Origin of the sequence: Glutamicibacter soli (assembly GCF_052322135.1) — a bacterium.
GTDB lineage: Bacteria > Actinomycetota > Actinomycetes > Actinomycetales > Micrococcaceae > Glutamicibacter > Glutamicibacter soli.
Map to the genome: position 1 here is coordinate 150,732 of NZ_CM125969.1, position 20,893 is coordinate 171,624.

The following is a 20,893-nucleotide window of genomic DNA, read 5'->3' on the forward strand; positions in this document are numbered from 1 at the left end:
CGAAGGCTCGGGGCGGTTCCGGAGCACCAGCTCCAGGACCGGCCCCGGTCTTCGAAAAACACTGCAAAGGACTTTCCCCATGAGCACCATGAAAGCTGCCATCGTTGAAGGTTTCGGCGAAGAACTCAAAGTAGCCGACACCTCGATCCCCGAGCCGGGCCCGGGCCAGGCCCTGGTCAAGCTCATCGCCTCGGGCGTGTGCCACACCGACCTGCACGCCGCCGAAGGCGACTGGCCGGTCAAGCCCAAGCTTCCGCTGATCCCGGGCCATGAGGGTGTCGGCACCGTCGTCAAGGTCGGCGAAGGAGTCACCGAGGTCAAGGAAGGCGACCTCGTCGGCAACGCCTGGCTGGCCAGCGCGTGCGGCAGCTGCGAATTCTGCCGCACGGGCTGGGAGACCTTGTGCGAATCCCAGTCCAACGGCGGCTATTCGATGGACGGCTCCTTCGGGCAGTACATGCTGGTGGACGCGAAGTTCGCCGCGCACATCCCCGAAGGCTCGGACCCGCATGAGATCGCCCCGGTGCTCTGCGCCGGCGTGACCGTCTACAAGGGCCTGAAGATGACCGGCGTGCGCCCCGGCCAATGGGTTGCGATCTCCGGCATCGGCGGCCTGGGCCACATCGCAGTGCAATACGCGGTAGCCATGGGCATGCGAGTTGTCGCCATCGACGTGGCCGATGACAAGCTGGCCCTTGCAACCAAGCACGGAGCTGAACTCACGGTGAATGCCTTTGCGCAGGATCCCGCCACCGTGATCCAGGAAAAGATCGGCGGAACCCACGGCGTGCTCGTAACCGCGGTCCACCCGGCGGCTTTCGGCCAGGCCATCGGCATGACCCGCCGCGGCGGAACCATCGTCTTCAACGGCCTGCCGGCCGGCGACTTCCCGGCCCCGATTTTCGACATCGTCCTCAAGGGACTGACGATCCGCGGTTCGATCGTCGGCACCCGCCAGGACATGATCGAAGCGCTGGACTTCTATGCGGCAGGAAAGATCAAGCCGACTTTCCACACCCGCCCGCTGGAAGACATCAACGCGGTCTTTGACGAAATGCGCCATGCGAAGATCGATGGCCGTGTCGTGATCGACTACACCAAGTAACCATCCAACCCCCAACCCCAACCTCCCCCCAAATCCCTGTGGCCCGGCATGACATCGTCTGCCGGGCCACAGGGGCATGGACTCCCGGAGACGTTTGGAGGACACTGAGCTTAAAGCCAAGGCCAGTGATCCCGAAGACCAGAGGAGCGAGTCATGAGCACGATTACCGAAACCCGTGCGGCGATTGCCGGTGAGGAATTTTCCCGCGTCGCCTTCACCGATGAGTCCCTTCAACTGCTGCGCAAGCTGTGGGGCATCCACGGCCCGCTGATGTTCCACCAGTCCGGCGGTTGCTGCGACGGCTCCTCGCCGATGTGCTATCCGGCCGGCGAATTCCGCACCGGAGGATCCGACGTCCTGCTCGGAGTGCTCTGCCTTGACGACGGCTCCGGCGGCGCCCTGGGCGATATCGATTTCTGGATGTCCAAGGAGCAATTCGAATACTGGAAACACACCAAGCTCACCGTCGACGTGGTGGTCGGCCGCGGTTCGGGTTTCTCCGTCGAGGCCCCCGAAGGCAAGCGATTTCTGATCCGCAGCGAGATCATCGAATTCCCCCAAAGCTGATCTTCTGACGTAAAAGCCCTGGCCGGATTCTCCCTCTTTTTGGGGAGCCAGCGAGGGCAATGAGCGGCGGGTCTGCGCCCGCGGTATGCTGGCCATCAACTGCATCAAGAAGTTGCGCCGGACCCATCGTCAGGTATCGGGATGCCCGGCTCCCGCCCGAGCGTCTGCGTCAAGCCGGCGCCGGCTTGAAGCGTGATAGCCGGTATTCCAGCTCTCCACAACGGCGGCAGCGGCTAGGCTGGCACGACGCAGCCCCACGGGTTGCGCCCCGCCCGTCCACGAGAGGTGCACCGAATGCCGAGCATTCCCTATCAATTCCGCTTCGATGCAGCCGCAGTGGAAGAACTGCGAACCCGCATCGCGCTGACGCGCTGGCCGCAGCGCTTCGCCGCGCACAACTGGGACTTCGGTGTTGACCAGGACTACCTGCGCGACGTGGTGGATTACTGGCGCGACGGCTTCGACTTCGAGGACGCCGAACGCAGGATCAACGCGATCCCCAACTACCTGACGTCCATCGACGGGCTGCCAATCCACCACCTGCACTCCCGCTCGGCGCAGGAGGACGCCGTCCCGGTGCTGTTGCTCCACGGCTGGCCTGGCTTAATCGTCGAGTTCCTCGAGGTCATTCCGAAGCTGTCCGCCCCGGAATCGGCGGAACTGGAATCATTCCACGTGGTGGCACCGTCGTTGCAGGGCTTCGGGGCTTCTCCCGGGATCGGAGAACCGGGGATGACCCCGGTCCGTATCGCGCATCGGATGGCTGCGGTGATGCGGGAGCTGGGCTACGAGCAGTTCGTCGTGCACGGGGGCGACTGGGGCACGCTGCTGGCCACGCACATCGCATCGCTCTATCCCCAGCGGGTGCTGGGACTGCATGTGACATTGACGCACCCAATCCCGCCGGGCGATGTGCAGGATGCCATGGCCCTGGTGCAGGACCACGAACGGAAGTGGCTCAAGGGCAACGAATTCAACGCGCTGGATGGCCGCGGCTACTTCGAGATCCAGAAAACCCGCCCGGAAACGCTGGGTTTCGCATTGAACGATTCACCGGCGGGATGGTGCGCCTGGGTCCTGGACAAGTTTTACCAGTGGACCGACTGCGAACGCGACGGCATCAGGGACGTGCGCCATGCGGTGAGCTGGGAGAAGTCCCTGGCTAACCTGTCCGTGTACTGGTTCACTGACACGATTTCCTCGGCCATGCATTTCTACCGGGAACAGTATCTCGCGCTGCGGAACGGGACCGGGGCGGCCGGCAAGGTCGAGATCCCCACCGGGGCGGGCATTTTCCCCCAGGAAATCCTCAAATCGCCCCGAGCGTGGTTTGAGCGGCGGTTCCCGCTGGTGCACTGGACCGAACATGCAGCCGGCGGACACTTCGGCGCGATGGAACAGCCCGAAATCTTCGCCAGCGACCTGAGGGCCTTCGCCCAGGCGGTTGCCAACCTGAGCCTGGTGGCCTTCGAGCAATCGAAGAGAAGTTGAGCGACGAAAATGCGGTTGAATCGGCCAGACGGCGGCGCGGGGCGCCGACACTACACTTGAAGCATGCGCCTGTGGTCACTTCACCCGTCTCTGTTGGATTCCAAGGGCCTGGTGGCCTGCTGGCGCGAAAGCCTGCTGGCCCAGAGAGTGCTCGCAGGCCAGACCCAAGGGTATGCAAATCATCCGCAGCTGATCCGGCTGCGCAGGCAATCCGATCCGCTGGAGACCGTCGGCGGCTACCTCCAAGGCCTGCTCGTGGAGGCCCTGACGCGCGGCTACAACTTCGACGCGGCAAAAATCCTGCACCCTGCACTGCCCGAGCATGCAGGCTCGGTGCAGGTGAGCACCGGGCAGATCGGATTCGAGGTGGAGCATCTGCTGCGCAAGCTGCAGCAGCGCGACCCGTCGCGCGCGACTTACTTGAACTCGTTGGACACCGGGCAGATTCCCCTGCATCCCTTATTCACCGCGGTCCCGGGGCCCATTGAAGCCTGGGAGAAGGACGCGGCAGTACGTCATTGAAGATGCATAGAAAGTGAATGTTTGTTGCAATGAGCCACATGAGTCGAAGTGAGAACCTCCCCGAGGGCGGGGAAGAAGTAGAAATCCACCTGCGGTGGAGCGACCAGGACAGCCTGGGGCATGTGAACAACGCGCGCGTGGTAACGCTTGTGGAAGAAGCCAGGATCCGCTGGTCCGGACGCCACGGCCAGTCGGACCTCTTTCCCCACGGACTGGTGGTCGCCTCGATGAATCTGGACTACTTGCGACCGGTCTATTACACCTCCAGCGTCATGGTGCGGGTCGGCGTCCAGCGCATCGGCACCAAGTCCTTCGTGGTGCGGCATATCGGGTCCCAGGACGGAACCCCCGTGTTCGACGGCAGCAACGTCATGGTGGCGCTCGCCGAGGACAAGCTCACCCCGCGGGCGCTTAACGAAAACGAGCGCAGCTGGCTCAGCGAGCGGCTTTTCCAAACGAAGGAGGCCGCCCGATGAGCGGCCCCGTCGAACGGCACGTGCTTCTGCACGCCACGCAGGCGCCGGAGGACATCGCCCGGGCCGTGGCGGCGCTCGCAACGCTGGGCGAATCCCTGCCCGGTGCCCGGATCAGCGTGATTGTGAACGGCAAGGCGTTGGCCGGGGTGCGCATGGATGCCGAGCCCATTGATCCAGCCAGTCGCGCACAGGTTTTCGCCTGCGAACTGGGTATGAGCCGCAACGGCATCACGGCCGAAGACCTGCAGGAGGGCTTGGGTACGGTGCCGTCGGCGGTAGTTGCCCTGGCCGCCGGCCAGCTGGACGGCGCCGCCTACATTCGGATCTGAGCCGCGGTCTGCGGTGGAAGCAGATCACGCCATGCCGGAAACCGGCATGGCGTGATCCTTTGGCGCAGTTCTAGAGCATTTCGGCGCGCAGCTGCGCGGCCGACTTGGGCGAGAGCAGCCCGGGGGCGACGTCGAAGACGGTCTGCGCTCCGGTGACGCCTGCCTGGTTCATGCGGTGCACGGCGCGGGCGTAGGCTACGAGCACGCTGGAGGTGAACTCCGGGTTGGAGCCCAGCGCCAACGAGTACTCGATGACCTGCTTCTGTTCGTCGCTGGTGTTGCCGGAGCGGATCACGAAGCCGCCGTGCGGCATGTCGGCGTGCTCGCGGGCCAGGGTCTGGGAGTCGATGAAGTTCACCGTGGTGTCGTACTGGTCGAAGTAGTGCTCCATGGTGACGATGGCTTCGCGCACGGCATCGGCGTCCGCACCGTCCTCGAGCACTACGAAGCATTCGCGCTGGTGCTTGTCGCGGGTGTCCAGCGTGGGGCGCAGGCCGGCGCGGACCTTGTCGATCGCCTCCTGGCTGGGAATCGTGTACTGCACGCCGGCGGCGACGCCCGGCACGCGGCGCACCGCGTCCGAGTGCCCCTGGCTCAGGCCGCGGCCCCAGAAGGTGTACGTTTCGCCGTCGGGCAGCAGCGCTTCTCCATAGACCCGGTTGATCGAGAACATCCCCGGGTCCCATCCGGCGGAGATCAGCGCGGTCTTGCCGGCGGCCTTCGCCGGGGCATCCACGGTCTCGAAGTATTCCGGGATGCGTGCGTGGGTGTCGAAACTGTCCACGGTGTTGTACAACGCGGCGTACTTCGGGCCCTGCTCCGGCAGGTCGGACTTGGATCCGCCGCACAGGATCAGTACGTCGATATCCCCGGTGTGCTGCTCCAGCTCGGTGATGGCAAAGCGCGGAGCCGGGCTGGCAAGCTGCAGTTCCTGCGGATCGCGGCGGGTATAGACGCCGACCAGCTCCATGTCAGGGTTCTTGGCAATCGCCGCCTGCACGCCACGGCCGAGGTTGCCGTAGCCGGCAATGCCAATACGAATTTTTGAAGTCATGGAGCTTGTTTTCCTTTGGGTTGCATCCGGGGATCTGCGGTGGCGCCCCGCGCGCCTGCGGGGCAACCGACCTGCAGCCCGCACGTGGTCAGTACTTCGGATTATTCCAAAGAACGCAGACGCAGGGTAACTGCGCGGCGACTGTGTCAAGGATTCGGCGGACCCGGGACCGCTTAAATGGAATCGGCCCCGCGCCGACATCTTTGCTGGATGTCCGCACGGGGGCCGATTGCAGGGGCTAGCGGCCGAAGAGGCGGCTGAAGAAGCCGGTCTTCGGCTCGGCTTCGTGGCCCTGGCAGCGGTCCCTGGCGGGAACTCCGCGCATGACCGAGTCAACGTGCTGGCCGCAGCCGGCCCAGGTGGTCTTGCCGCATGTCTTGCATGAAACCTGTCGGCACATAGGATGCCTCCTTCTGGCTTGTTAGCCGTAATTTTAGGAAAGTGAAAGGAAGAGCTTTTCCAGCTCTTCGACGGTCAAGCCGTCTTCTGCTTCGGCGGTCTTCTCCGGATCAACCAGGCAGTGCTGCATGGCCGAGGAGACGATGGCGAATCCTGCGCGGTCCAGCGCGGTGGACACGGCAGACAGCTGGGTAACCACATCGCGGCATTTGCCGTCGTTCTCAACCGAGTTGATGACAGCGTCAAGCTGGCCACGGGCCCGCTTCAAGCGGTTCAGGATTCGCTTGCGTGTGGCGTCGTCTGCGTTGCGCATGATGTGCTCCATTTCGAAAAAGACCGTGGGGCGGACCCCGGGATTAAGACTGGGACTTCTGTGCGTCGGCCATTTCGGCGTGCACGGCTTCCATGTCCAAATTCTTCAGCGAGGTGATCAGCTCTTCCAAGCCGCGGGAGTCCAGTGCGCCGGGCTGGGAGTAAACCAGCACGCCGTCCTTGAACGCCATCAGCGTCGGGATGGAGGTGATCTGGGCGGCGGCCGCCAAGCTCTGCTGCGTCTCGGTGTTGACCTTGCCGAAGGTCACGTCCTCGTGCAGGCCGGCAGCGGTGTCGAAGACGGGCGCGAAGTTTCGGCACGGGCCGCACCAGGCTGCCCAGAAGTCGACCAGCAGCATGGGGGAGGACTTGACGGTTTCAGCGAAGTTCGTCTCGGTCAATTCTAGCGGTTTCATGGGTACTCCTTGGGTAGATGTGAGCTAGTCCGCAGCCGGTGCCAGCGGAGCAGGGGCCTTGCGCCAGGGGCAGATCGTGGCCAGCGCAGGGATCTTGGTGCAGAGCACCCAGACAAGCGCGGCGACTGCGGCGGCAATGGCGAGGATGAGTCCTGCCGGATGCGGCAGCTCCTGGGACAGGACGAAGACGCCCATGACCAGGACGAAGTAGCCGAATCCTCGGCGCAGCTTCTTCGCCGGCACCATGGCGGTCAGTCGCGCTCCGATCAGCGAGCCGATGATCGCCGCTGCCGTAATGGACAGGGTCAGCGGCCAGTTGACGGAGGTGGAGTTCAGGTGCCCCAGCATGCCGGAGGCCGAGTTCAGCGAGATGACCAGCAGGGAGGTGCCTACCGCGTGCTTCATATGCAGGCCTGCCAGCAGCACCAGGGCCGGGACGATGAGGAATCCGCCGCCGGCTCCCACCAGGCCGGTGACCAGGCCGACCACCAGGCCGACGGGGATGTACATCAGCAGGGACCGCCCCTTGGCCGCGGACTCGGAGCCCTTCTTCCGTCCGCGGATCATGTTCCTTGCACTGGCCAGCATGATGACGGCGAAAGCCACCATCAGCACCGCTCCGGGAATGGCCGCGCTGGCCAGCCCGCCAAGGAACGCGCCGCTCATGCTCGCGGCCGCAAAGACCAGGCCGGGAACCCAGCGGATATTGCGGGCCCGCGCATGCGGCAGCAGGCTGGCCAGCGAGGTCACGCCCACCACGAACAGCGAGGTGGTGATCGCTTCCTTGGCATCCATGCCCGCAACATAGGTGAGCAGTGGAACCATCAGGATGGAACCGCCGCCACCCAGCAGACCCAGGGTCAGGCCGACGACGACCGACAGTGCCAGGACCAGAATCAATAATGGTTCCACGTCGAGTCTCCTACTTGCTGTTCGGGTTCAGCAGCTGCCCGGCGTTGGGGATCTGGGCCAGGGGGTTGGCCTTGCCGGCGGTGCTGACCTGGTTCCACGGCATCTTGGACAGCATGCTGGCCATGGCGCAGGAGTTGCTGGCCGCCGAGTAGGTCAGGCCCGCTCCGATCGCCGCCGACAGGTAGCCGAGCTTCGGGTGGATCAGCTTTGAGGCGATGAAGCCCAGCAGCACCAGCGAGCCGGCGGTCATGCGGACCTGGCGGTCCATGGCCCAGCGCTGGGTGCCGCGCACCACGTTGCCGCCGGACTTCTCGTAGGCGGCGATGCCGCCGTCGAGCACGCTGCCGGCGTCGATCTGGATGTCGACCAGCTTCTGCTGCGCCTGGGAGGCGCGGGTGCCGGACTGGCAGACCAGCACGATCTGCTTGCCCAGCTTGCGGGTCACGTCGTGGGCGTGTTCAGCGACCAGGTCCAGCGGCAGGTTGTAGGAGCCCGGGATGTGCACGGATTCAAACTCCGCGGGGGTGCGCACATCCAGGACTGCTACGCCGGATTCATCGGAAGCCAGCAGCTTCTTCAGGGTCGGTGCGTCCATGACATCAATGGGGGTGCTCATACTTGAGGGGGTGTCCTTCGTAGGGGGTGGGGTTAGGCGTTGGTCTTGTTCATGGCGGCATCCCAGCCGGCGTAGCTGCCGGCCAGTTCGACCACGTCGTACCCGGCGTCGCGCAGGGCGCTGGCAACGATCGAGTTGCGCAGGCCGCTCTGGCAGTAGGTGACGATCTTGCCGTCGGTCGGCAGCTCGTCCAGGGTCCACAGGGCGCGGCCGCCGGAGATGTGCTTCGCGTTCGGGATGGCTCCGGCGTTGAACTCGCCGCGGCCCCGGACGTCGAGCAGCAGCGCGTGCTCGAAGTTCTCCAGCTCGGCCGGGTCGACGCTCGGCGGGGTGAAGGCCGGCAGGCCTTCGAGGGTGGTGGCGTAGCCGGATACTGCATCAATGCCCACGCGCATCAGGTGGTCGCGCATTTCCTGCGCAGCTTCCAGGTTCTCGGCGAACAGGATCAGCTGGCGGTCGTCGGCTTCCGGGTCGAAGGCCCAGGCGCCGAAGTTCGCCATCTTGGCGATGGCCGGGATGGCCAGGGCGCCGGCGACGGTGCCTTCGGCGACGGCCACGTGTCCGCGGGTGTCGACGAAGACTGCCTCATGGGCCGCGGTCTGCTCGATGATCTGCTCTGCGGTGAACTCGACCAGCTGCGGCAGGGTGCCCAGCACCTTGGCACCGTCGCGGTTCTGGCGCTTCATGCGGGCGAAGTAGGCGTGCGCATCGGGCTGTCCGTCGAGCAGCTCGGCGATGAAGCCTTCCTCGTCGTTGGCGGCCAGGTAGCGGCCCCACCAGGCGAAGTTGCGCTCGTAGCCCACGGTGGTGGAAGGGACGGCGCCCAGTGCCTTGCCGCAGGCGCTGCCCGAACCGTGGCCCGGGTAGACCTGGATGTGGTCCGGCAGTTCCAGGAAGACGTTCTTCAGCGAGGTGAACAGGTCCTTGGCTCCGGCGAAGCGGGTGTCCACGCCGCCGGCTGCCTCGTCCAGCAGGTCCGGGCGGCCCAGGTCGCCGGCGAAGATGAAGTCGCCGGAGAGCATGTAGCCCGGCTGGTCGCTGAAGGCGCCATCGGTGATGAGGAACGAAAGGTGCTCCGGGGTGTGGCCCGGGGTGTGGCGGGCGGTCACGGTGATGTTGCCCAGCTTGATGGTGTCCTTGTCCATCAGGCGCTCGGCCTCGAAGCCGTACTGCCAGTCGGCTCCGCCTTCGCCCGAGACGTAGGTGGCCGCGCCGGTGGCGGCGGCCAGCTCGCGGGTGCCGGAGAGGTAGTCGGCGTGGATGTGGGTTTCGGTCACCGCGACGATGCGCATGCCGTGCTTGGCGGCCAGCGCCAGGTAGTCGGAGATGTCGCGACGGGCATCGACCACGATGGCCTCGCCCTTGGCCTGGCAGCCGATGAAGTAGCTGGCCTGCGCCAGGTCCTCGTCGTAGAAGCGTTCCAAAAGCATGGTGCGTCCTTTCGTTGGGGTGTCTGCATCTACCGTAACCCATACCCCCGGGGGTATGTCAAAAATAGGGGTGGGGGTATACGCGGAACCGGGATGCCGCGACGGCCGCCCGCCGGGCCCGGCGGGCGGCCAATGCTGGCAATCGCCTTGGAATCCCGGGGATTGCGACCGTCCACCCCGGACGGTGCGTAGCGTGAAGGGACGTTCAGCCGGCGGGTGCAAGCGCCGCCGGCATGCAGATCAAGGAGAGGACACGATGTTCAACCGCCATCCCACCGACCCGCCCATCAACCCCACCGACCCGACCGGTCCCATCGCGCCGCCCAGCGACCCGACGGCCCCGGACGGCCCGGTAATCGACCCCACCGGTCCGAGCGACCCGCCATTCGACCCGACCGCGCCGCCGATTCCGCCGGAGCCTGAAACCGCCCCGGAACGCCAGCGCAACGAAAGGTAGGAAATCATGGGAGAAAAGCACATTCCCGAAAAATTGCACCCGGCCCCGGAAGCGGACGCCGCGTCGAAGGACCATGTCTCTGACCCGAAGCACTCGGATGACACCGGGCATGATTGGAGCGACGAGGGAGGCGCCACCGAGGAAGGCTCTGCGGCGCCCAGCGATGCCGGTGCGCCCGACCGCGCCTAGTGGCGTGGGAAGAGTGCGAGCCAGCGGGTGATCCGCTGCTGGTCCGCGGGGCTGAACAACACCAGGCAGCGCAGGCCCTCGGCGGCGGGCTGCAGGACTGCGGCCTCGTCCCTCGCGGCGTGCGCCAGCGCATCGCCCGCCGGGGAATCCGCCCCGGCGTGGGCGCCAGTGGCCATGAACAGCGGGGTCGGCGAACTGTGCAGGGTTTCGAGGATCCCGAGCCTGCCGCCCAGGAAGGACTCCAGCTCATCGGCGCGGAAGTGCCCGGCGGTCCCGCTGACGGCCAGTTCCACCGCGGGAATCCGCCGTGCGCCGCGCCGTCCCACACCCAGCACCCGGGCGCGGAACTCTGCATGGTGCACTTGCAGAGGCTCCAAGCCATCCAGCCTGCGTTCCCAGTCGTCCCCGGTCCCGGGGGCAGTGGACTGCTTGCGTGCGAACAAGCCCATGGCGTCGATCCCGCTTTCGTCTAGGTGAGGGTATCCAGGTGCGCGGCGAGCTTGGCGCTCGCCGTCTGCAGGTGGTCGGCCAGTGCCTGGGCGGCCTCTTGCCGGGATCTGGCGGAGATCAGCTCGAGCAGGCGCGCATGCTCGGCGGCGATGTCCCGGGTGGATAGCAGCGTAGCATCCTGCACGTGCGTCATGCACAGCCGGATTTCGTCCGTGAGCTGCGCATAGATCGCGCTGGTTCGCGGCGAGCCCAGCGCCTGCACCAGGGCTGCGTGGAAACGCACGTCGGGTTCCACGATTTCTATGGGGGAGGCGTTGGACAGCGCGGTGATCTGGGCGTTCGCCTCCAGCGCGGCTTCGGGCACTTGGCCGGTGCCGGCCAGCAGGCGCACGGCTTCGGCCTCGATGATGGCCCGGGTCTGGTAGATGTCGCGGGCGTCCGCTGCGGAAAGCACCCGCACGCGTGCGCTTTGGTGCGCGTTGCGCGTGAGCAGTCCGCTGGCCACCAGGTTCTCCAGGGCGGCCTTGGCGGTGGGGCGGGCGACCTCGTAGTGCGCGGCCACATCGACCTCGCCCAGCGGGGTGCCGGGAGCCAGCTCGCCGCTGAAGATGCGTTCGCGCAGCGACTTGATGACGGCCTGCACTACCGAAACCACTCCTAGACGGGCAGCCACGTGCGTCCTTTCGGGAAGAAGTACATTTGACCTACCAAGTATTCCACGCCACGTACTACCATGGCATGTGTACTTGTAAGACAAAATCCGCAGACGGCAGGGCCGGCCTGCAATCTAACAGGAGCGCACCATGGCATTGAGCACGCCAGCACTCGGCGAAACCACGGTTTCATCCAGCATCCTCGACCTGGTCGGCGAGTCCGACCGGGTGATGACCCGATCCATCGACCGCGTGGCCTACGCCTCGGATGCGTCGCACTACCTGTACACCCCGCAGGCGGTGGTGCTGGCTAAGGACGCCCGCGAGGTCTCCGAGCTGCTGGCCGCCGCGAACCGGAACCACCAGCCGGTGACCCTGCGCTCCGGCGGCACCTCGCTGGCCGGGCAGGCCAGCGGCGACGGCCTGATGATCGACGTGCGCAAGAATTTCCGCGGCATCACCGTGCTGGATGGCGGCCAGCGTGTGCGCGTCCAGCCCGGTGCCACGATCCGCCAGGTCAACGCCCGGCTGGGGGTCTACGGCAGCAAGCTGGGCCCGGACCCGGCCAGCGAGGCGGCCTGCACCGTGGGCGGGGTGATCGCCAACAACTCCTCCGGAATGGCCTGCGGCACCGAGTTCAACACCTACCGCACCCTTGAATCGATGACCTTCGTGCTGCCCAGCGGCACCATGATCGACACCGCCGCCCCGGACGCCGACGCCCAGCTGGCCGCCGCCGAACCGCAGCTGGTGGCCACCCTGGAAAAGCTGCGCGACCGCGTGCGCTCCAACCCGGACTCCGTGGCGAAGATCGAGAAGCACTTCGCGCTGAAGAACACCATGGGCTACGGCATCAACGCGTTCCTGGACTTCGACTCCCCGGCGCAGCTGATGGCCCACTTGATCATCGGCTCCGAAGGCACGCTGGCCTTCGTGGCCGAGGCGGTGTTCCGCACCGTGCCGATCCGCAAGCTGGCCATCGCCACCCTGGCGGTCTTCGACAACCTGGATCTGGCCACCCGCGCCCTGCCCGAGCTGCTGGATTCGGGCGCCGCCACCCTGGAGCTCATGGACTCCACCTCGCTGCGCGTGGGACAGTCGCTGCCCGGCGTGCCCGAAGCCATCATGGGCTTCGAGGTGGACCAGCAGGCGGCGCTGCTCATCGAATACCATGCGGACAGCGACGAGGAACTGCGCGGCCTGCAGGACGCCGGGCAGAAGCTGCTGGACACGGCCGCGCTGCGCGCCCCGGCGGTGCTCTCCCCGGATGCGAAGAACCGCCAGGCCGCTTGGAAATTCCGCAAGGGGCTGTACGCCTCCGTGGCCGGGGCCCGCGTCTCGGGCACCACCGCGCTGCTGGAGGACGTCGCGGTGCCGGTGCCGTCGCTGGCTGAAACCTGCGGCAGCCTGCAGGAGCTGTTCACCGAATACGGCTACGAGGACTCGGTGATCTTCGGCCACGCCAAGGACGGCAACATCCACTTCATGCTCACCGACCGCTTCGAGGGCGAGCGGGCGCTGAACCGCTACAACGGATTCAACGACAAGATGGTGGACCTGATCCTGTCCAAGGGCGGCAACCTGAAGGCCGAGCACGGCACCGGCCGCGCCATGGCCCCGTTCGTCCGCGCCCAGTACGGCGACGAGCTCTACGACGTGCACCTGGAACTCAAGGCCGCCTGCGATCCGCGCCTGATGATGAACCCCGGGGTCATCATCGACGAGGACCACTCGGCCCACATCCGCAACATCAAGCTGAACGCCACCATCGAGGTGGAGGCCGACCGCTGCGTCGAATGCGGCTACTGCGAGCCGGTCTGCCCCTCCAAGGACCTGACCCTCACCCCGCGCCAGCGCATCGTGGTGCGCCGCGCCATCGCCAAGGCGGAGGCGGAAGGCAACCGGGAGCTGGCCGCGGAGCTTGAGAAGGACTACGACTACAACGGCGTGCAGACCTGCGCCGTGGACGGCATGTGCGTCACCGCCTGCCCGGTGGGCATCAATACCGGCCTGCTGGTCAAGCGCCTGCGCCGCGAGGACGCAAACCCCGCGCTGGCCGCCGGGTTCAAGACCGCGGCCAAGGGCTGGGGCGGCGCCACGCGCGCCGGCTCGCTGGCCCTGAGCGTGGCTGACAAGTTCCCCGTGGGCCTGGTCCGCGGGGTCACCGATGCGGCGCGCAAGGTCATCAGCACCGATGTCATGCCGCGCTACGACGCGGAACTGCCCGGCGGCGGCAAGGCCCGCAAGCCGCTGGCCGGAATCCTGGGCGCCGCCGGCACCGAACCGCTGGCCATCTACCTGCCGGCCTGCGTGAACTCAATGTTCGGCCCGGCCGGCGAGGGCCAGGGCGTCGCTTCGGCGTTCACGCAGCTGCTGCACGCGGCCGGCGTCTCGGTCTACGTCCCGCAGGGCATCGAGTCGATGTGCTGCGGCACCCCGTGGAGCTCCAAGGGCTACGCCGACGGCCACGACCTCATGGCCCAGCGGGTGCTCGACGAGGTGGCGGCGGCGCTGCCGGGCAGGAACCTGCCGGTCATCTCCGACGCCTCCAGCTGCACCGAGGGCTTCGCCCACACGCTGGAAGAGCACGGCTACACCGTGGTGGACCTGCTCGCCTTCACCGCCCAGCACCTGCTGGAAAAGCTGCCCGAGGGCCGGAAGGTCTCCTCGCTGACCCTGCACCCGACCTGCTCCTCCACGCAGATGGGGCTGAATCCCGATTTGGAGAAGGTGGCGCGGGCGGCCGCGGACACCGTGAACGTGCCGGTCAATTGGGGCTGCTGCGCCTATGCGGGCGACCGCGGCATGCTGCATCCGGAGCTGACCGCCTCCGCCACCGCCGCCGAGGCAGCCGAGGTGCGCGAACTCGATGCCCAGGCCCATGCTTCCTGCAACCGCACCTGCGAGCTGGGCATGACGCGCGCAACCGGCAAGGACTACCGCCATGTGATCGAATTGCTGGCGGAAGCAGTCGCGCGGTAGGCGCAAGGCCGGACGGCGGCGGGGCCGGGTGCGATATTCGCATCCGGCCCCGCCGCCGCCTTATTCTCCCGGATGGAAGCGCTTGACCCGGTGCAGGGTATTGACGTCGGTATGGCGCATTTCCGCGCCGAGGGCCACCAGGCGCAGCAGCAGGTCCGAGGTGTAGCTGAAGCTGCCGTCCTCGTGGAAGGTGAAGGAGCTGCTGAACTCCTTGATCTCCGCGCGTTCCATCAGGTACTTGTTCTGCAGCACCCCGTAGGAGGGATCTCCCGGGGTGGCGTTGAAGTGCACGGTGGTGTCGCGCGGTCCGGCGGTGCTACCGGCCAGCACCGCGATGCCGCGGCCGAAGACCACGTTGCGCATCACCTGGCTGTTCTCGCGGTCCCAGAGCAGGAAGCCGATTTCGTCGTGGAACGGGTCCATGGCCTCCTCGCCGTGGCGCCAGGCCGTCATCGAGTAGTTCAATCCCCACAGGGTCTGCTTGCCGTTTTCCTGGATCGGGATGGGCTTGAACACCGCGCGCTCGTAGTAGCCGGTTTCGCTCGTTTCGTCGGTGAGGTTGTGGTAGGAAAGGTCGACCCCGGCATTCCCCTCCCATTCGCCGACGAGCGGGGTGAGTGGACCGAGCTTCTGCGGTCCCTGGATGGTCGAGGTTCTTGCCAAGACGGTCATGGCTGGGTTCTCCGATCAGTGAGTGGTAATCGTGGTGCCGTGTGGTGCGGCCGGCGGGATGCCGGGTCGGCATTCAGGGCAGAGCCCCCAGTAGGTGACTTCTGCTTCCTCGATCGCATACCCGGTAGCGTCCAGGGGCCTGAGGCACGGGGCCTTGCCGACAGGGCAGGGGACATCGGCGATGCGTCCGCAGGCGCGGCAGACCAGATGGTGGTGGTTGTCCCCGCGGGCCAGCTCGAAAACCGCCGGGGATCCGGGCAGCTCGATGTTGCGCAGGATTCCGGCGCCGGTCAGGGTGTGAACGACATCGTAAACGGCCTGGGTCGACACGCGGCCGATGCGCTGCCGCGCGCCGGCGGCGATTCGCGCGACATCGATGTGGGAGCGCAGGAGCAGCTCGTCGAGGACCGCACGCCGCGGCCGGGTGACGCGCATTCCCAGCTCCCGCAGTTGCGTTTCGAGCTCTTTCATGCCGGCCTTCCCGCAATTGAATTGATCAATTCCAATGTAGGCACAATATTTGCATTAAGCAAGAGTTGCTTCAAGCAAGTCTTTGGATGTGCGAGCTCATGGTCCGGAACGCTGGATTGGCGACGGCTACAGGGGCAGGTGAGTGCTGTTCGGCTGGGGGATGCTGTGGCCAACCAGGCCGTGCAGCTTGTCCAGGGCAGCCGCGCAGGCGGCCCGCTCCGCGGGTTCCAGCAGGTCCAGGGCCTCGCTCAGGTCCTGTCGTCGGCGTTCGGTGACCTGCTGCACGACCTGGCGGCCCGAGGCCGTCAGCTCCAAGGTGACCACACTGCGGTGCGCGGGGTCCGAGCCCCGCGTCAGGTGCCCGGAGGCATTGAGCCTGTCGGCCAGCCGGGTGATGGATGAATTGCCCACGCCCAGTGCCTTGGCGCAGTCGCTGGATGTCGACCGACCCCGGCGTTGCAAGGTCAGCAGCAGACGGAACTGGGGCAGGGATACCTCGAGCTGTTCAACGCTGCTCAGCGCCAGCCCCACGAGGTCCTGCGTGGCGCATTCGAAAGCCGCGAGCTCCTGCTCCGAGGTCTGCGGCCGATCCTGGATTCCCATGGAAACCAGTTTGTCACAAGAGCGCCGGCCGGCAGGGTCTGCCGCGTGGCATCGGGCGTGGGCGGAGCTCCTTGAAACTTGCTTGAAGTCGTATCCGCAAGTGGCGAAAACTGATTGAATGTGGGCATGGCCGTCATTCTTGAAACAGCAATACCGTTCCCCGCCGACGAAGTGTTCGCCTGGCACGAGCGGCTCGGCGCGATGAGCCGGCTGCTTCCTCCATGGCAGCCGGTCCGCGCAGTGCGCCAAGCGGAAAACCTGCGCGACGGCAGCTCCGAGCTGGCGATGCCTGCCGGATTGCGCTGGCACGCCCGGCATCTTGCCGACGGGTATGTGCCCGGTCGCGTCTTCGTGGACGAGCTGGCGCCGCAGGGGCTCGCTCAGGCGCCGCTGCGGCCGATCCGCTGGCGCCACGAGCACCACATCCTGCCCGACGGGCCGCAGCAGTGCGTGCTGCGCGACGAAGTCAGCACCAATATGCCGCAGAACATGGTGCGGCGCATGCTCGCCTACCGGCACCGTCAGCTGTCCGAGGACCTGCGGGCCCACCAGCGCGCGGCGCAGCACGGCCTGAAGCCGCTGACCGTCGCACTGACCGGTTCGCACGGCATGGTGGGAACCTCCCTGGGTGCTCTTCTCGAATCGGGTGGGCACCGGGTCATCCGGTTGGTTCGTTCGGCCCCCCAAGGTCCGAATGAACGCCTTTGGAATCCCGCGAGCCCCGACGAATCCTGCCTGGATGGGTGCGACGCGGTCGTCCATCTGGCCGGGGCGAGTATCGCCGGGCGATTCAATAGTGAGCACCGCAGGAAGATCCGCGACAGCCGCATCGAGCCCACGCGCCGGCTGGCGCAGCTGGCTGCGCAATCCGGTGTCGCGGTCTTCATCAGCGCCTCGGCCATCGGCCTGTACGGCGCCGACGCCGGAGAAGACGAGCTGACCGAAGACGCCCCATACGGCCGGGACTTCCTTGCGGAAGTTGTCCGCGACTGGGAGCAGGCGGCCCAGGCGGGGCCCGATGGCGGCATGCGCCGGGTCCAGGTCCGCACCGGTCTGGTGCAAAGCCCCACCGGCGGGCTGCTGCGCCAAATGCGTCCGCTCTATGAAGCAGGGCTGGGCGGCAGGCTCGGCGATGGCCGGCAGTGGCAGTCCTGGATTGGACTGGATGACCTGGTGGACATCTATCACCGCGCACTGTGGGACAGCGAACTGCAGGGTCCGGTCAACGCGACCGCGCCCACCCCGGTGCGCAACAGCGAGTACTCGGCCGTGCTGGCCAAGGTGCTGCACCGCCCCGAGATCTTCCCGGTGCCTGCCTTCGGGCCGCGGCTGCTGCTGGGCGACGAAGGTGCGCAGCTGCTGGCGTTGGCCAGTCAGCGGGTCGTTCCCGCGAAGCTGTCAGCCCGAGGCCACACCTTCCGCTCCGAAGAGCTTCCCGATGCGCTGGCCCACCTGCTGGGCCGAGAGCTCTAGGCGCAGGTCCTGCGTCGGCACCCTTGGCGGGCTGTCAGCAGCGGGGTCTTGCCGTATTCGCGATAAAGTGTGCCACATGACCTCCTAAACATATATGCGAGTTGTCGTATGCACCGCAGGCCTTGAACTCGATGTCCTATTGCGAGACGGTCGCCGGTTCGGAAGGCCTGCGGCGCCCCCACGTCATAAGGTATCGCGCGCGTACGGCAACCGTGCGTGGAATTCCGTCTTCCCGGATGATTCCGAACAAATCCGACCTTTCGGATACGATCTGACTAGCATCTTTATTTGGCGTCCAGAAACGCCGAAAACCGTCGGCAGTCGCCGACGGCCAGTCCGGCGATCGCTTGGAGGGCGGCCATGACGCAACACGCGGAGTCCCAAGATGTTCCGACCGACGCTTTCGATGCGATCGTCAGGGATCTCCAGACGCTGCGGATCGAAGCAGGCGACGTTCCCTACGCGGAAATCGTCCGCCGTATCGGGAAGCTGCGCGAGCTCTGCGGAGTAGATGCCGTCGCCGAGAGGCCTGCCCGAACCACTGTCTATGATGCTTTCCGCCTCGGCCGGACACGTATTAATGCCGAGCTTGTGGGGGAAATCGTGCAAGCCCTGGGCTGTTCGCCGGAGGAAGCGAAAACCTGGGAACGCAGATGCCTCCAAGCCCGTCTCGACCAAGCAGCAGCCAAGCGGCAGGCGTCCGCCGCCCCGCAGCCATCGCCAGCCGCGCCGACAGTTCACATCGTTTCCACTCTCGGACAGGAAAATACAGCTCCCAGCAGGCGACGGATATATATACTCCTTTCGGCATGCTTGATACTGAACCTGGCGGGTTTCTGGCTAGTTGATGCGGCAGGGCTTCGGCTTTATCTGGACATGATCGGCACCGCTTTAGCCGCCATCGCCTGCGGGCCGTGGGCAGGGGTGCTTGTCGGTCTGGCGACCAACATCATTGGGCTGTCGATTACCGATTCATCGGCAGCGGCCTTCGGCCTGGTGAACATGACCGGGGCACTGGTCTGGGGGTACGGTGCGAAGCTGATCAAGCGCAACTCGGCGTTGCCGAAGTACGTTCTGCTCAACGTCGTGGTGGCTGTTGCATGTTCGGTGGTATCGAGCATCATCCTGGTTCTGCTTTTCGGAGGTATGACGGGGCACGCCTCGGAAACGACGATGCAGTCCATCCTTGCCAGCACCAGCTCGCTGGGCCTGGCGGTGTTCGAAGCTAACCTGATGTATTCGTTGGTGGACAAGCTGTTGACCGGATTCATCGTGATTGCACTGCTCGGACTCGTCAAGCAGTGGATCCGCGTCCCTGTCTACGAGCATGTTTCAGAGCATGCGCTGGATTCCCTGAACCGCGCCTACCGCTTGACGAAGACCGGATTCGGTTCCTTGCGGGCCCATCAGGGACGGGCCCTGGGATAGCCCGTTCAGCTCCGCGAGGAGCCCGGGACGCCCGCGCCTAGCGCAACACCACGATTCTGCCCTATCATCAATGAGTCAGGAAGCGCGACCAAGCGGATTCCGGCGCTCTCAAAAGGGGCGATACCCGTTGCCGAAACGCAACCGGTAGCGGCAGACATATATGGAATTTTCTTCAGCACCATACTTTTGAAAAGAGTCCATGATGTCTAGCGTTTCTGCCGCCATCGCCCATGCCCTCAAGCCACTTGCACCGCAGATCTTCGGTCTGATGGGCAACGGCAACGCACATTTCCTCGACGCGGCCGTGCGCCAAGGGTTCACCTATACCGCAGTTCGCCACGAATCGGCCGCGGTATCGGCCGCGGACACCTATTTCCGCATCTCCAACAAGCTCTCCATCGCTTCCACCACCTACGGCGCCGGCTACACGAATGCCGTGACCGCGCTGGCGGAGGCCGCCGCTGCACGCACCCCGCTGCTGTTCGTCACCGGCGACGCACCGACCTCGGGACTGCGCGGCTGGGACGTGGATCAGGCCGCCATTGATACCGCGGTACGCGCCCCGCGCTACGTGGTGGACCGGGAAACCCCGGGAGCCATCGCGTTGCAGGCCGCCGCGCATGCACTGCGCGAGCAATGCCCGGTGGTCCTGGCCATCCCCTACGACCTTGCCGCCCTCGAGACTTCCGAAACGGAACTTCCGGACTTCGCCGCCCTCGGCCCCACGCCGCCCGCCCCGGAATTGAACTCCACCCAGCTTGAACAGGTCAGCTCGCTGCTGGCAGGCGCCCAGCGCCCGCACATCCTCTACGGCCGCGGCGCCATCGACGCCGCACCGCTGGTCAAGGAGCTGGCAGCCAAGATCGGCGCCACCACCTCCGGTACCCTGCTGGCCCGTGACCTGCTGGACTACCCCTACGATCTGGGAATCACTGGCGGCTTCGCCACCGAGAGGAACGCCGAGATCATCGCCCAAGCGGATGTCCTGCTGACCCTCGGTGCATCGCTGAACCAGTTCACCATGCGCTTCGGGGGCCTGGTCAACGAGTCCGCCACCCTGATCCAGATCGACCTGGCTGCCACCGCCACCAATCCACGGGTGGACTACTTCGCCACCGCCGATATCAGCGCCGCCGCCGCGCACCTGCTCCAGTCGGTGCCAGCGGCCGAAGCCTCGTGGGCCAAGGAGCTGGACCTCGCCGCGCTGCGTACCCGCCCTCTCGGCGACGCTAAGACCGCCGACGGCTTGCTGGATCCGCGCCGCGTGGCCAGCGAAATGGAGCGGATCCTGCCGGCCAACCGCGTGCTGGTGCAGGATGGCGGGCACTTCATCGGCTGGGGACCCATGTATTGGTCCACCAGCGGCGCCCGATCGCTGACCTGTGTCGGCACCGCCTACCAGTCCATTGGCCTGGGTATCGCTTCGATGGTAGGCGCCGCCGCCGCGGCCGATGGACGTACCGTGGTGCTGGCATCCGGCGACGGCGGCTTCCTCATGGGACTGGCAGACCTGGAATCCATCGTGCGCACCGTCACAAGCGGTGTCATCGTCATTTACAACGATTCGGCATACGGAGCCGAGGTGCACCAGTACGGATCGATCGGGCTGCACGAGGATCCGATGCTGATCCCGACCGTGGACTTCTCGGCACTGGCCCAAGGCATGGGCGCCACCGGCATCAAGGTTGAAACCTTGGATGACTTCGGCAAAGTCAGCGCATGGGTGGAAGCCGGGGCGCAGGGCGTTTGCCTTGTGGACGCACGCATCTCGGCGCATGTCCGAGCTCCGTACATGGAGGAAGTCCTGGAGGCGAACCGCAAGGCCGCCGGCGCTGCAGCATCACAATCGGATTAAGATGCTGGTCAGCGCGGTCCCCACCGCGTAG

Annotated in this window: 24 protein-coding genes; 12 read left to right on the plus strand and 12 right to left on the minus strand. The window is 66.0% G+C overall.

What is annotated here, in order from left to right:
• Positions 1 to 79 precede the first annotated feature (79 nt).
• The 6 genes from adhP to ACTX90_RS00755 all read left to right on the plus strand — a co-directional run bounded on the left by adhP (position 80) and on the right by ACTX90_RS00755 (position 4,490).
• A complete protein-coding gene (gene adhP, locus ACTX90_RS00730; protein WP_047117683.1) occupies positions 80 to 1,105 on the plus strand; it encodes an alcohol dehydrogenase AdhP in 1,026 nt (341 codons plus the stop codon).
• A gap of 153 nt (positions 1,106 to 1,258) precedes the next feature.
• Positions 1,259 to 1,672, plus strand: coding sequence for a DUF779 domain-containing protein (locus ACTX90_RS00735; RefSeq protein ID WP_443442690.1), 414 nt, complete (start codon positions 1,259 to 1,261; stop codon positions 1,670 to 1,672).
• A 294-nt stretch (positions 1,673 to 1,966) separates the two neighbouring features.
• On the plus strand, positions 1,967 to 3,163 hold the full coding sequence (locus ACTX90_RS00740) for an epoxide hydrolase family protein (RefSeq protein ID WP_443442691.1): 1,197 nt from the start codon (positions 1,967 to 1,969) through the stop codon (positions 3,161 to 3,163).
• A gap of 63 nt (positions 3,164 to 3,226) precedes the next feature.
• Entirely contained in the window at positions 3,227 to 3,685 is a 459-nt protein-coding gene (locus ACTX90_RS00745; RefSeq protein WP_443442692.1) for a pyrimidine dimer DNA glycosylase/endonuclease V, read from the plus strand.
• A 38-nt stretch (positions 3,686 to 3,723) separates the two neighbouring features.
• The gene (locus ACTX90_RS00750) at positions 3,724 to 4,161 is read left to right on the plus strand and encodes an acyl-CoA thioesterase (protein WP_188949773.1); all 438 of its coding nucleotides are present in this window, start codon (positions 3,724 to 3,726) and stop codon (positions 4,159 to 4,161) included.
• Positions 4,158 to 4,490 carry a DsrE family protein gene (locus tag ACTX90_RS00755; protein ID WP_443442693.1) on the plus strand — a complete coding sequence of 111 codons (333 nt, stop codon included), beginning with the start codon at positions 4,158 to 4,160 and terminating at the stop codon, positions 4,488 to 4,490. The genes ACTX90_RS00750 and ACTX90_RS00755 overlap by 4 nt, the downstream gene beginning before the upstream one ends.
• A 70-nt stretch (positions 4,491 to 4,560) precedes the next feature.
• Here ACTX90_RS00755 and ACTX90_RS00760 read toward each other — a convergent pair whose 3' ends face one another.
• The 7 genes from ACTX90_RS00760 to ACTX90_RS00790 form a co-directional block, all read right to left on the minus strand.
• The gene (locus ACTX90_RS00760) at positions 4,561 to 5,544 is read right to left on the minus strand and encodes a diaminopimelate dehydrogenase (RefSeq protein WP_443442694.1); all 984 of its coding nucleotides are present in this window, start codon (positions 5,542 to 5,544) and stop codon (positions 4,561 to 4,563) included.
• Between the two features lie 238 nt (positions 5,545 to 5,782).
• Positions 5,783 to 5,944 (minus strand): DUF8730 family Cys-rich protein, encoded by a 162-nt coding sequence (locus ACTX90_RS00765; RefSeq protein ID WP_188949768.1) that lies wholly within the window; start codon positions 5,942 to 5,944, stop codon positions 5,783 to 5,785.
• Between the two features lie 33 nt (positions 5,945 to 5,977).
• Positions 5,978 to 6,256 (minus strand): metal-sensitive transcriptional regulator, encoded by a 279-nt coding sequence (locus ACTX90_RS00770; RefSeq protein ID WP_047117752.1) that lies wholly within the window; start codon positions 6,254 to 6,256, stop codon positions 5,978 to 5,980.
• A 43-nt stretch (positions 6,257 to 6,299) separates the two neighbouring features.
• On the minus strand, positions 6,300 to 6,671 hold the full coding sequence (gene trxA, locus ACTX90_RS00775; RefSeq protein ID WP_443442695.1) for a thioredoxin: 372 nt from the start codon (positions 6,669 to 6,671) through the stop codon (positions 6,300 to 6,302).
• A 24-nt stretch (positions 6,672 to 6,695) separates the two neighbouring features.
• Entirely contained in the window at positions 6,696 to 7,583 is an 888-nt protein-coding gene (locus ACTX90_RS00780; protein WP_443442696.1) for a sulfite exporter TauE/SafE family protein, read from the minus strand.
• A 10-nt stretch (positions 7,584 to 7,593) separates the two neighbouring features.
• Entirely contained in the window at positions 7,594 to 8,199 is a 606-nt protein-coding gene (locus ACTX90_RS00785) for a rhodanese-like domain-containing protein (RefSeq protein WP_188949762.1), read from the minus strand.
• A 32-nt stretch (positions 8,200 to 8,231) separates the two neighbouring features.
• On the minus strand, positions 8,232 to 9,629 hold the full coding sequence (locus tag ACTX90_RS00790) for an MBL fold metallo-hydrolase (RefSeq protein WP_443442697.1): 1,398 nt from the start codon (positions 9,627 to 9,629) through the stop codon (positions 8,232 to 8,234).
• A gap of 256 nt (positions 9,630 to 9,885) precedes the next feature.
• Here ACTX90_RS00790 and ACTX90_RS00795 point away from each other — a divergent pair, with 256 nt between their 5' ends.
• Both ACTX90_RS00795 and ACTX90_RS00800 read left to right on the plus strand, forming a co-directional pair.
• Positions 9,886 to 10,086: a hypothetical protein gene (locus tag ACTX90_RS00795; RefSeq protein ID WP_443442699.1), complete on the plus strand. Its 201-nt coding sequence runs from the start codon at positions 9,886 to 9,888 to the stop codon at positions 10,084 to 10,086.
• 6 nt (positions 10,087 to 10,092) lie between these two features.
• Complete coding sequence (locus tag ACTX90_RS00800) at positions 10,093 to 10,275, plus strand: hypothetical protein (RefSeq protein WP_188949756.1); 183 nt, start codon at positions 10,093 to 10,095, stop codon at positions 10,273 to 10,275.
• On the opposite strand, the gene ACTX90_RS00805 is transcribed toward ACTX90_RS00800, so the two are convergent.
• Positions 10,272 to 10,724, minus strand: a complete 453-nt coding sequence (locus ACTX90_RS00805) for a hypothetical protein (protein WP_204676262.1) — start codon at positions 10,722 to 10,724, stop codon at positions 10,272 to 10,274. The genes ACTX90_RS00800 and ACTX90_RS00805 overlap by 4 nt on opposite strands.
• A 20-nt stretch (positions 10,725 to 10,744) precedes the next feature.
• On the minus strand, positions 10,745 to 11,398 hold the full coding sequence (locus ACTX90_RS00810) for a GntR family transcriptional regulator (RefSeq protein ID WP_443442701.1): 654 nt from the start codon (positions 11,396 to 11,398) through the stop codon (positions 10,745 to 10,747).
• A gap of 130 nt (positions 11,399 to 11,528) precedes the next feature.
• Here ACTX90_RS00810 and ACTX90_RS00815 point away from each other — a divergent pair, with 130 nt between their 5' ends.
• Positions 11,529 to 14,360, plus strand: a complete 2,832-nt coding sequence (locus ACTX90_RS00815; protein ID WP_443442703.1) for an FAD-binding and (Fe-S)-binding domain-containing protein — start codon at positions 11,529 to 11,531, stop codon at positions 14,358 to 14,360.
• A gap of 60 nt (positions 14,361 to 14,420) precedes the next feature.
• Here the strand turns inward: ACTX90_RS00815 and ACTX90_RS00820 are convergent, their stop codons facing one another.
• From ACTX90_RS00820 to ACTX90_RS00830, 3 genes are all read right to left on the minus strand, one after another.
• Entirely contained in the window at positions 14,421 to 15,032 is a 612-nt protein-coding gene (locus ACTX90_RS00820) for a heme-binding beta-barrel domain-containing protein (protein WP_047117696.1), read from the minus strand.
• 15 nt (positions 15,033 to 15,047) lie between these two features.
• On the minus strand, positions 15,048 to 15,503 hold the full coding sequence (locus ACTX90_RS00825) for a Fur family transcriptional regulator (RefSeq protein WP_443442705.1): 456 nt from the start codon (positions 15,501 to 15,503) through the stop codon (positions 15,048 to 15,050).
• Between the two features lie 126 nt (positions 15,504 to 15,629).
• Complete coding sequence (locus ACTX90_RS00830) at positions 15,630 to 16,106, minus strand: MarR family winged helix-turn-helix transcriptional regulator (RefSeq protein WP_053797173.1); 477 nt, start codon at positions 16,104 to 16,106, stop codon at positions 15,630 to 15,632.
• A 126-nt stretch (positions 16,107 to 16,232) separates the two neighbouring features.
• Between ACTX90_RS00830 and ACTX90_RS00835 the strand changes: the two genes are divergently transcribed.
• The 3 genes from ACTX90_RS00835 to ACTX90_RS00845 all read left to right on the plus strand — a co-directional run bounded on the left by ACTX90_RS00835 (position 16,233) and on the right by ACTX90_RS00845 (position 20,862).
• Complete coding sequence (locus ACTX90_RS00835; RefSeq protein WP_443442707.1) at positions 16,233 to 17,579, plus strand: TIGR01777 family oxidoreductase; 1,347 nt, start codon at positions 16,233 to 16,235, stop codon at positions 17,577 to 17,579.
• A 288-nt stretch (positions 17,580 to 17,867) separates the two neighbouring features.
• Complete coding sequence (locus ACTX90_RS00840; protein WP_443442709.1) at positions 17,868 to 19,007, plus strand: hypothetical protein; 1,140 nt, start codon at positions 17,868 to 17,870, stop codon at positions 19,005 to 19,007.
• Between the two features lie 202 nt (positions 19,008 to 19,209).
• Positions 19,210 to 20,862 carry a thiamine pyrophosphate-binding protein gene (locus ACTX90_RS00845; RefSeq protein ID WP_443442710.1) on the plus strand — a complete coding sequence of 551 codons (1,653 nt, stop codon included), beginning with the start codon at positions 19,210 to 19,212 and terminating at the stop codon, positions 20,860 to 20,862.
• Positions 20,863 to 20,893 lie beyond the last annotated feature (31 nt).

Coding starts and splice junctions, on each gene's coding strand:
- adhP (WP_047117683.1), top strand. CDS start 80: ATGAGCACCATGAAAGCTGCCATCGTTGAAGGTTTCGGCGAAGAACTC.
- ACTX90_RS00735 (WP_443442690.1), top strand. CDS start 1,259: ATGAGCACGATTACCGAAACCCGTGCGGCGATTGCCGGTGAGGAATTT.
- ACTX90_RS00740 (WP_443442691.1), top strand. CDS start 1,967: ATGCCGAGCATTCCCTATCAATTCCGCTTCGATGCAGCCGCAGTGGAA.
- ACTX90_RS00745 (WP_443442692.1), top strand. CDS start 3,227: ATGCGCCTGTGGTCACTTCACCCGTCTCTGTTGGATTCCAAGGGCCTG.
- ACTX90_RS00750 (WP_188949773.1), top strand. CDS start 3,724: ATGAGTCGAAGTGAGAACCTCCCCGAGGGCGGGGAAGAAGTAGAAATC.
- ACTX90_RS00755 (WP_443442693.1), top strand. CDS start 4,158: ATGAGCGGCCCCGTCGAACGGCACGTGCTTCTGCACGCCACGCAGGCG.
- ACTX90_RS00760 (WP_443442694.1), bottom strand. CDS start 5,544: ATGACTTCAAAAATTCGTATTGGCATTGCCGGCTACGGCAACCTCGGC.
- ACTX90_RS00765 (WP_188949768.1), bottom strand. CDS start 5,944: ATGTGCCGACAGGTTTCATGCAAGACATGCGGCAAGACCACCTGGGCC.
- ACTX90_RS00770 (WP_047117752.1), bottom strand. CDS start 6,256: ATGCGCAACGCAGACGACGCCACACGCAAGCGAATCCTGAACCGCTTG.
- trxA (WP_443442695.1), bottom strand. CDS start 6,671: ATGAAACCGCTAGAATTGACCGAGACGAACTTCGCTGAAACCGTCAAG.
- ACTX90_RS00785 (WP_188949762.1), bottom strand. CDS start 8,199: ATGAGCACCCCCATTGATGTCATGGACGCACCGACCCTGAAGAAGCTG.
- ACTX90_RS00790 (WP_443442697.1), bottom strand. CDS start 9,629: ATGCTTTTGGAACGCTTCTACGACGAGGACCTGGCGCAGGCCAGCTAC.
- ACTX90_RS00795 (WP_443442699.1), top strand. CDS start 9,886: ATGTTCAACCGCCATCCCACCGACCCGCCCATCAACCCCACCGACCCG.
- ACTX90_RS00800 (WP_188949756.1), top strand. CDS start 10,093: ATGGGAGAAAAGCACATTCCCGAAAAATTGCACCCGGCCCCGGAAGCG.
- ACTX90_RS00805 (WP_204676262.1), bottom strand. CDS start 10,724: ATGGGCTTGTTCGCACGCAAGCAGTCCACTGCCCCCGGGACCGGGGAC.
- ACTX90_RS00815 (WP_443442703.1), top strand. CDS start 11,529: ATGGCATTGAGCACGCCAGCACTCGGCGAAACCACGGTTTCATCCAGC.
- ACTX90_RS00820 (WP_047117696.1), bottom strand. CDS start 15,032: ATGACCGTCTTGGCAAGAACCTCGACCATCCAGGGACCGCAGAAGCTC.
- ACTX90_RS00825 (WP_443442705.1), bottom strand. CDS start 15,503: ATGAAAGAGCTCGAAACGCAACTGCGGGAGCTGGGAATGCGCGTCACC.
- ACTX90_RS00830 (WP_053797173.1), bottom strand. CDS start 16,106: ATGGGAATCCAGGATCGGCCGCAGACCTCGGAGCAGGAGCTCGCGGCT.
- ACTX90_RS00835 (WP_443442707.1), top strand. CDS start 16,233: ATGGCCGTCATTCTTGAAACAGCAATACCGTTCCCCGCCGACGAAGTG.
- ACTX90_RS00845 (WP_443442710.1), top strand. CDS start 19,210: ATGTCTAGCGTTTCTGCCGCCATCGCCCATGCCCTCAAGCCACTTGCA.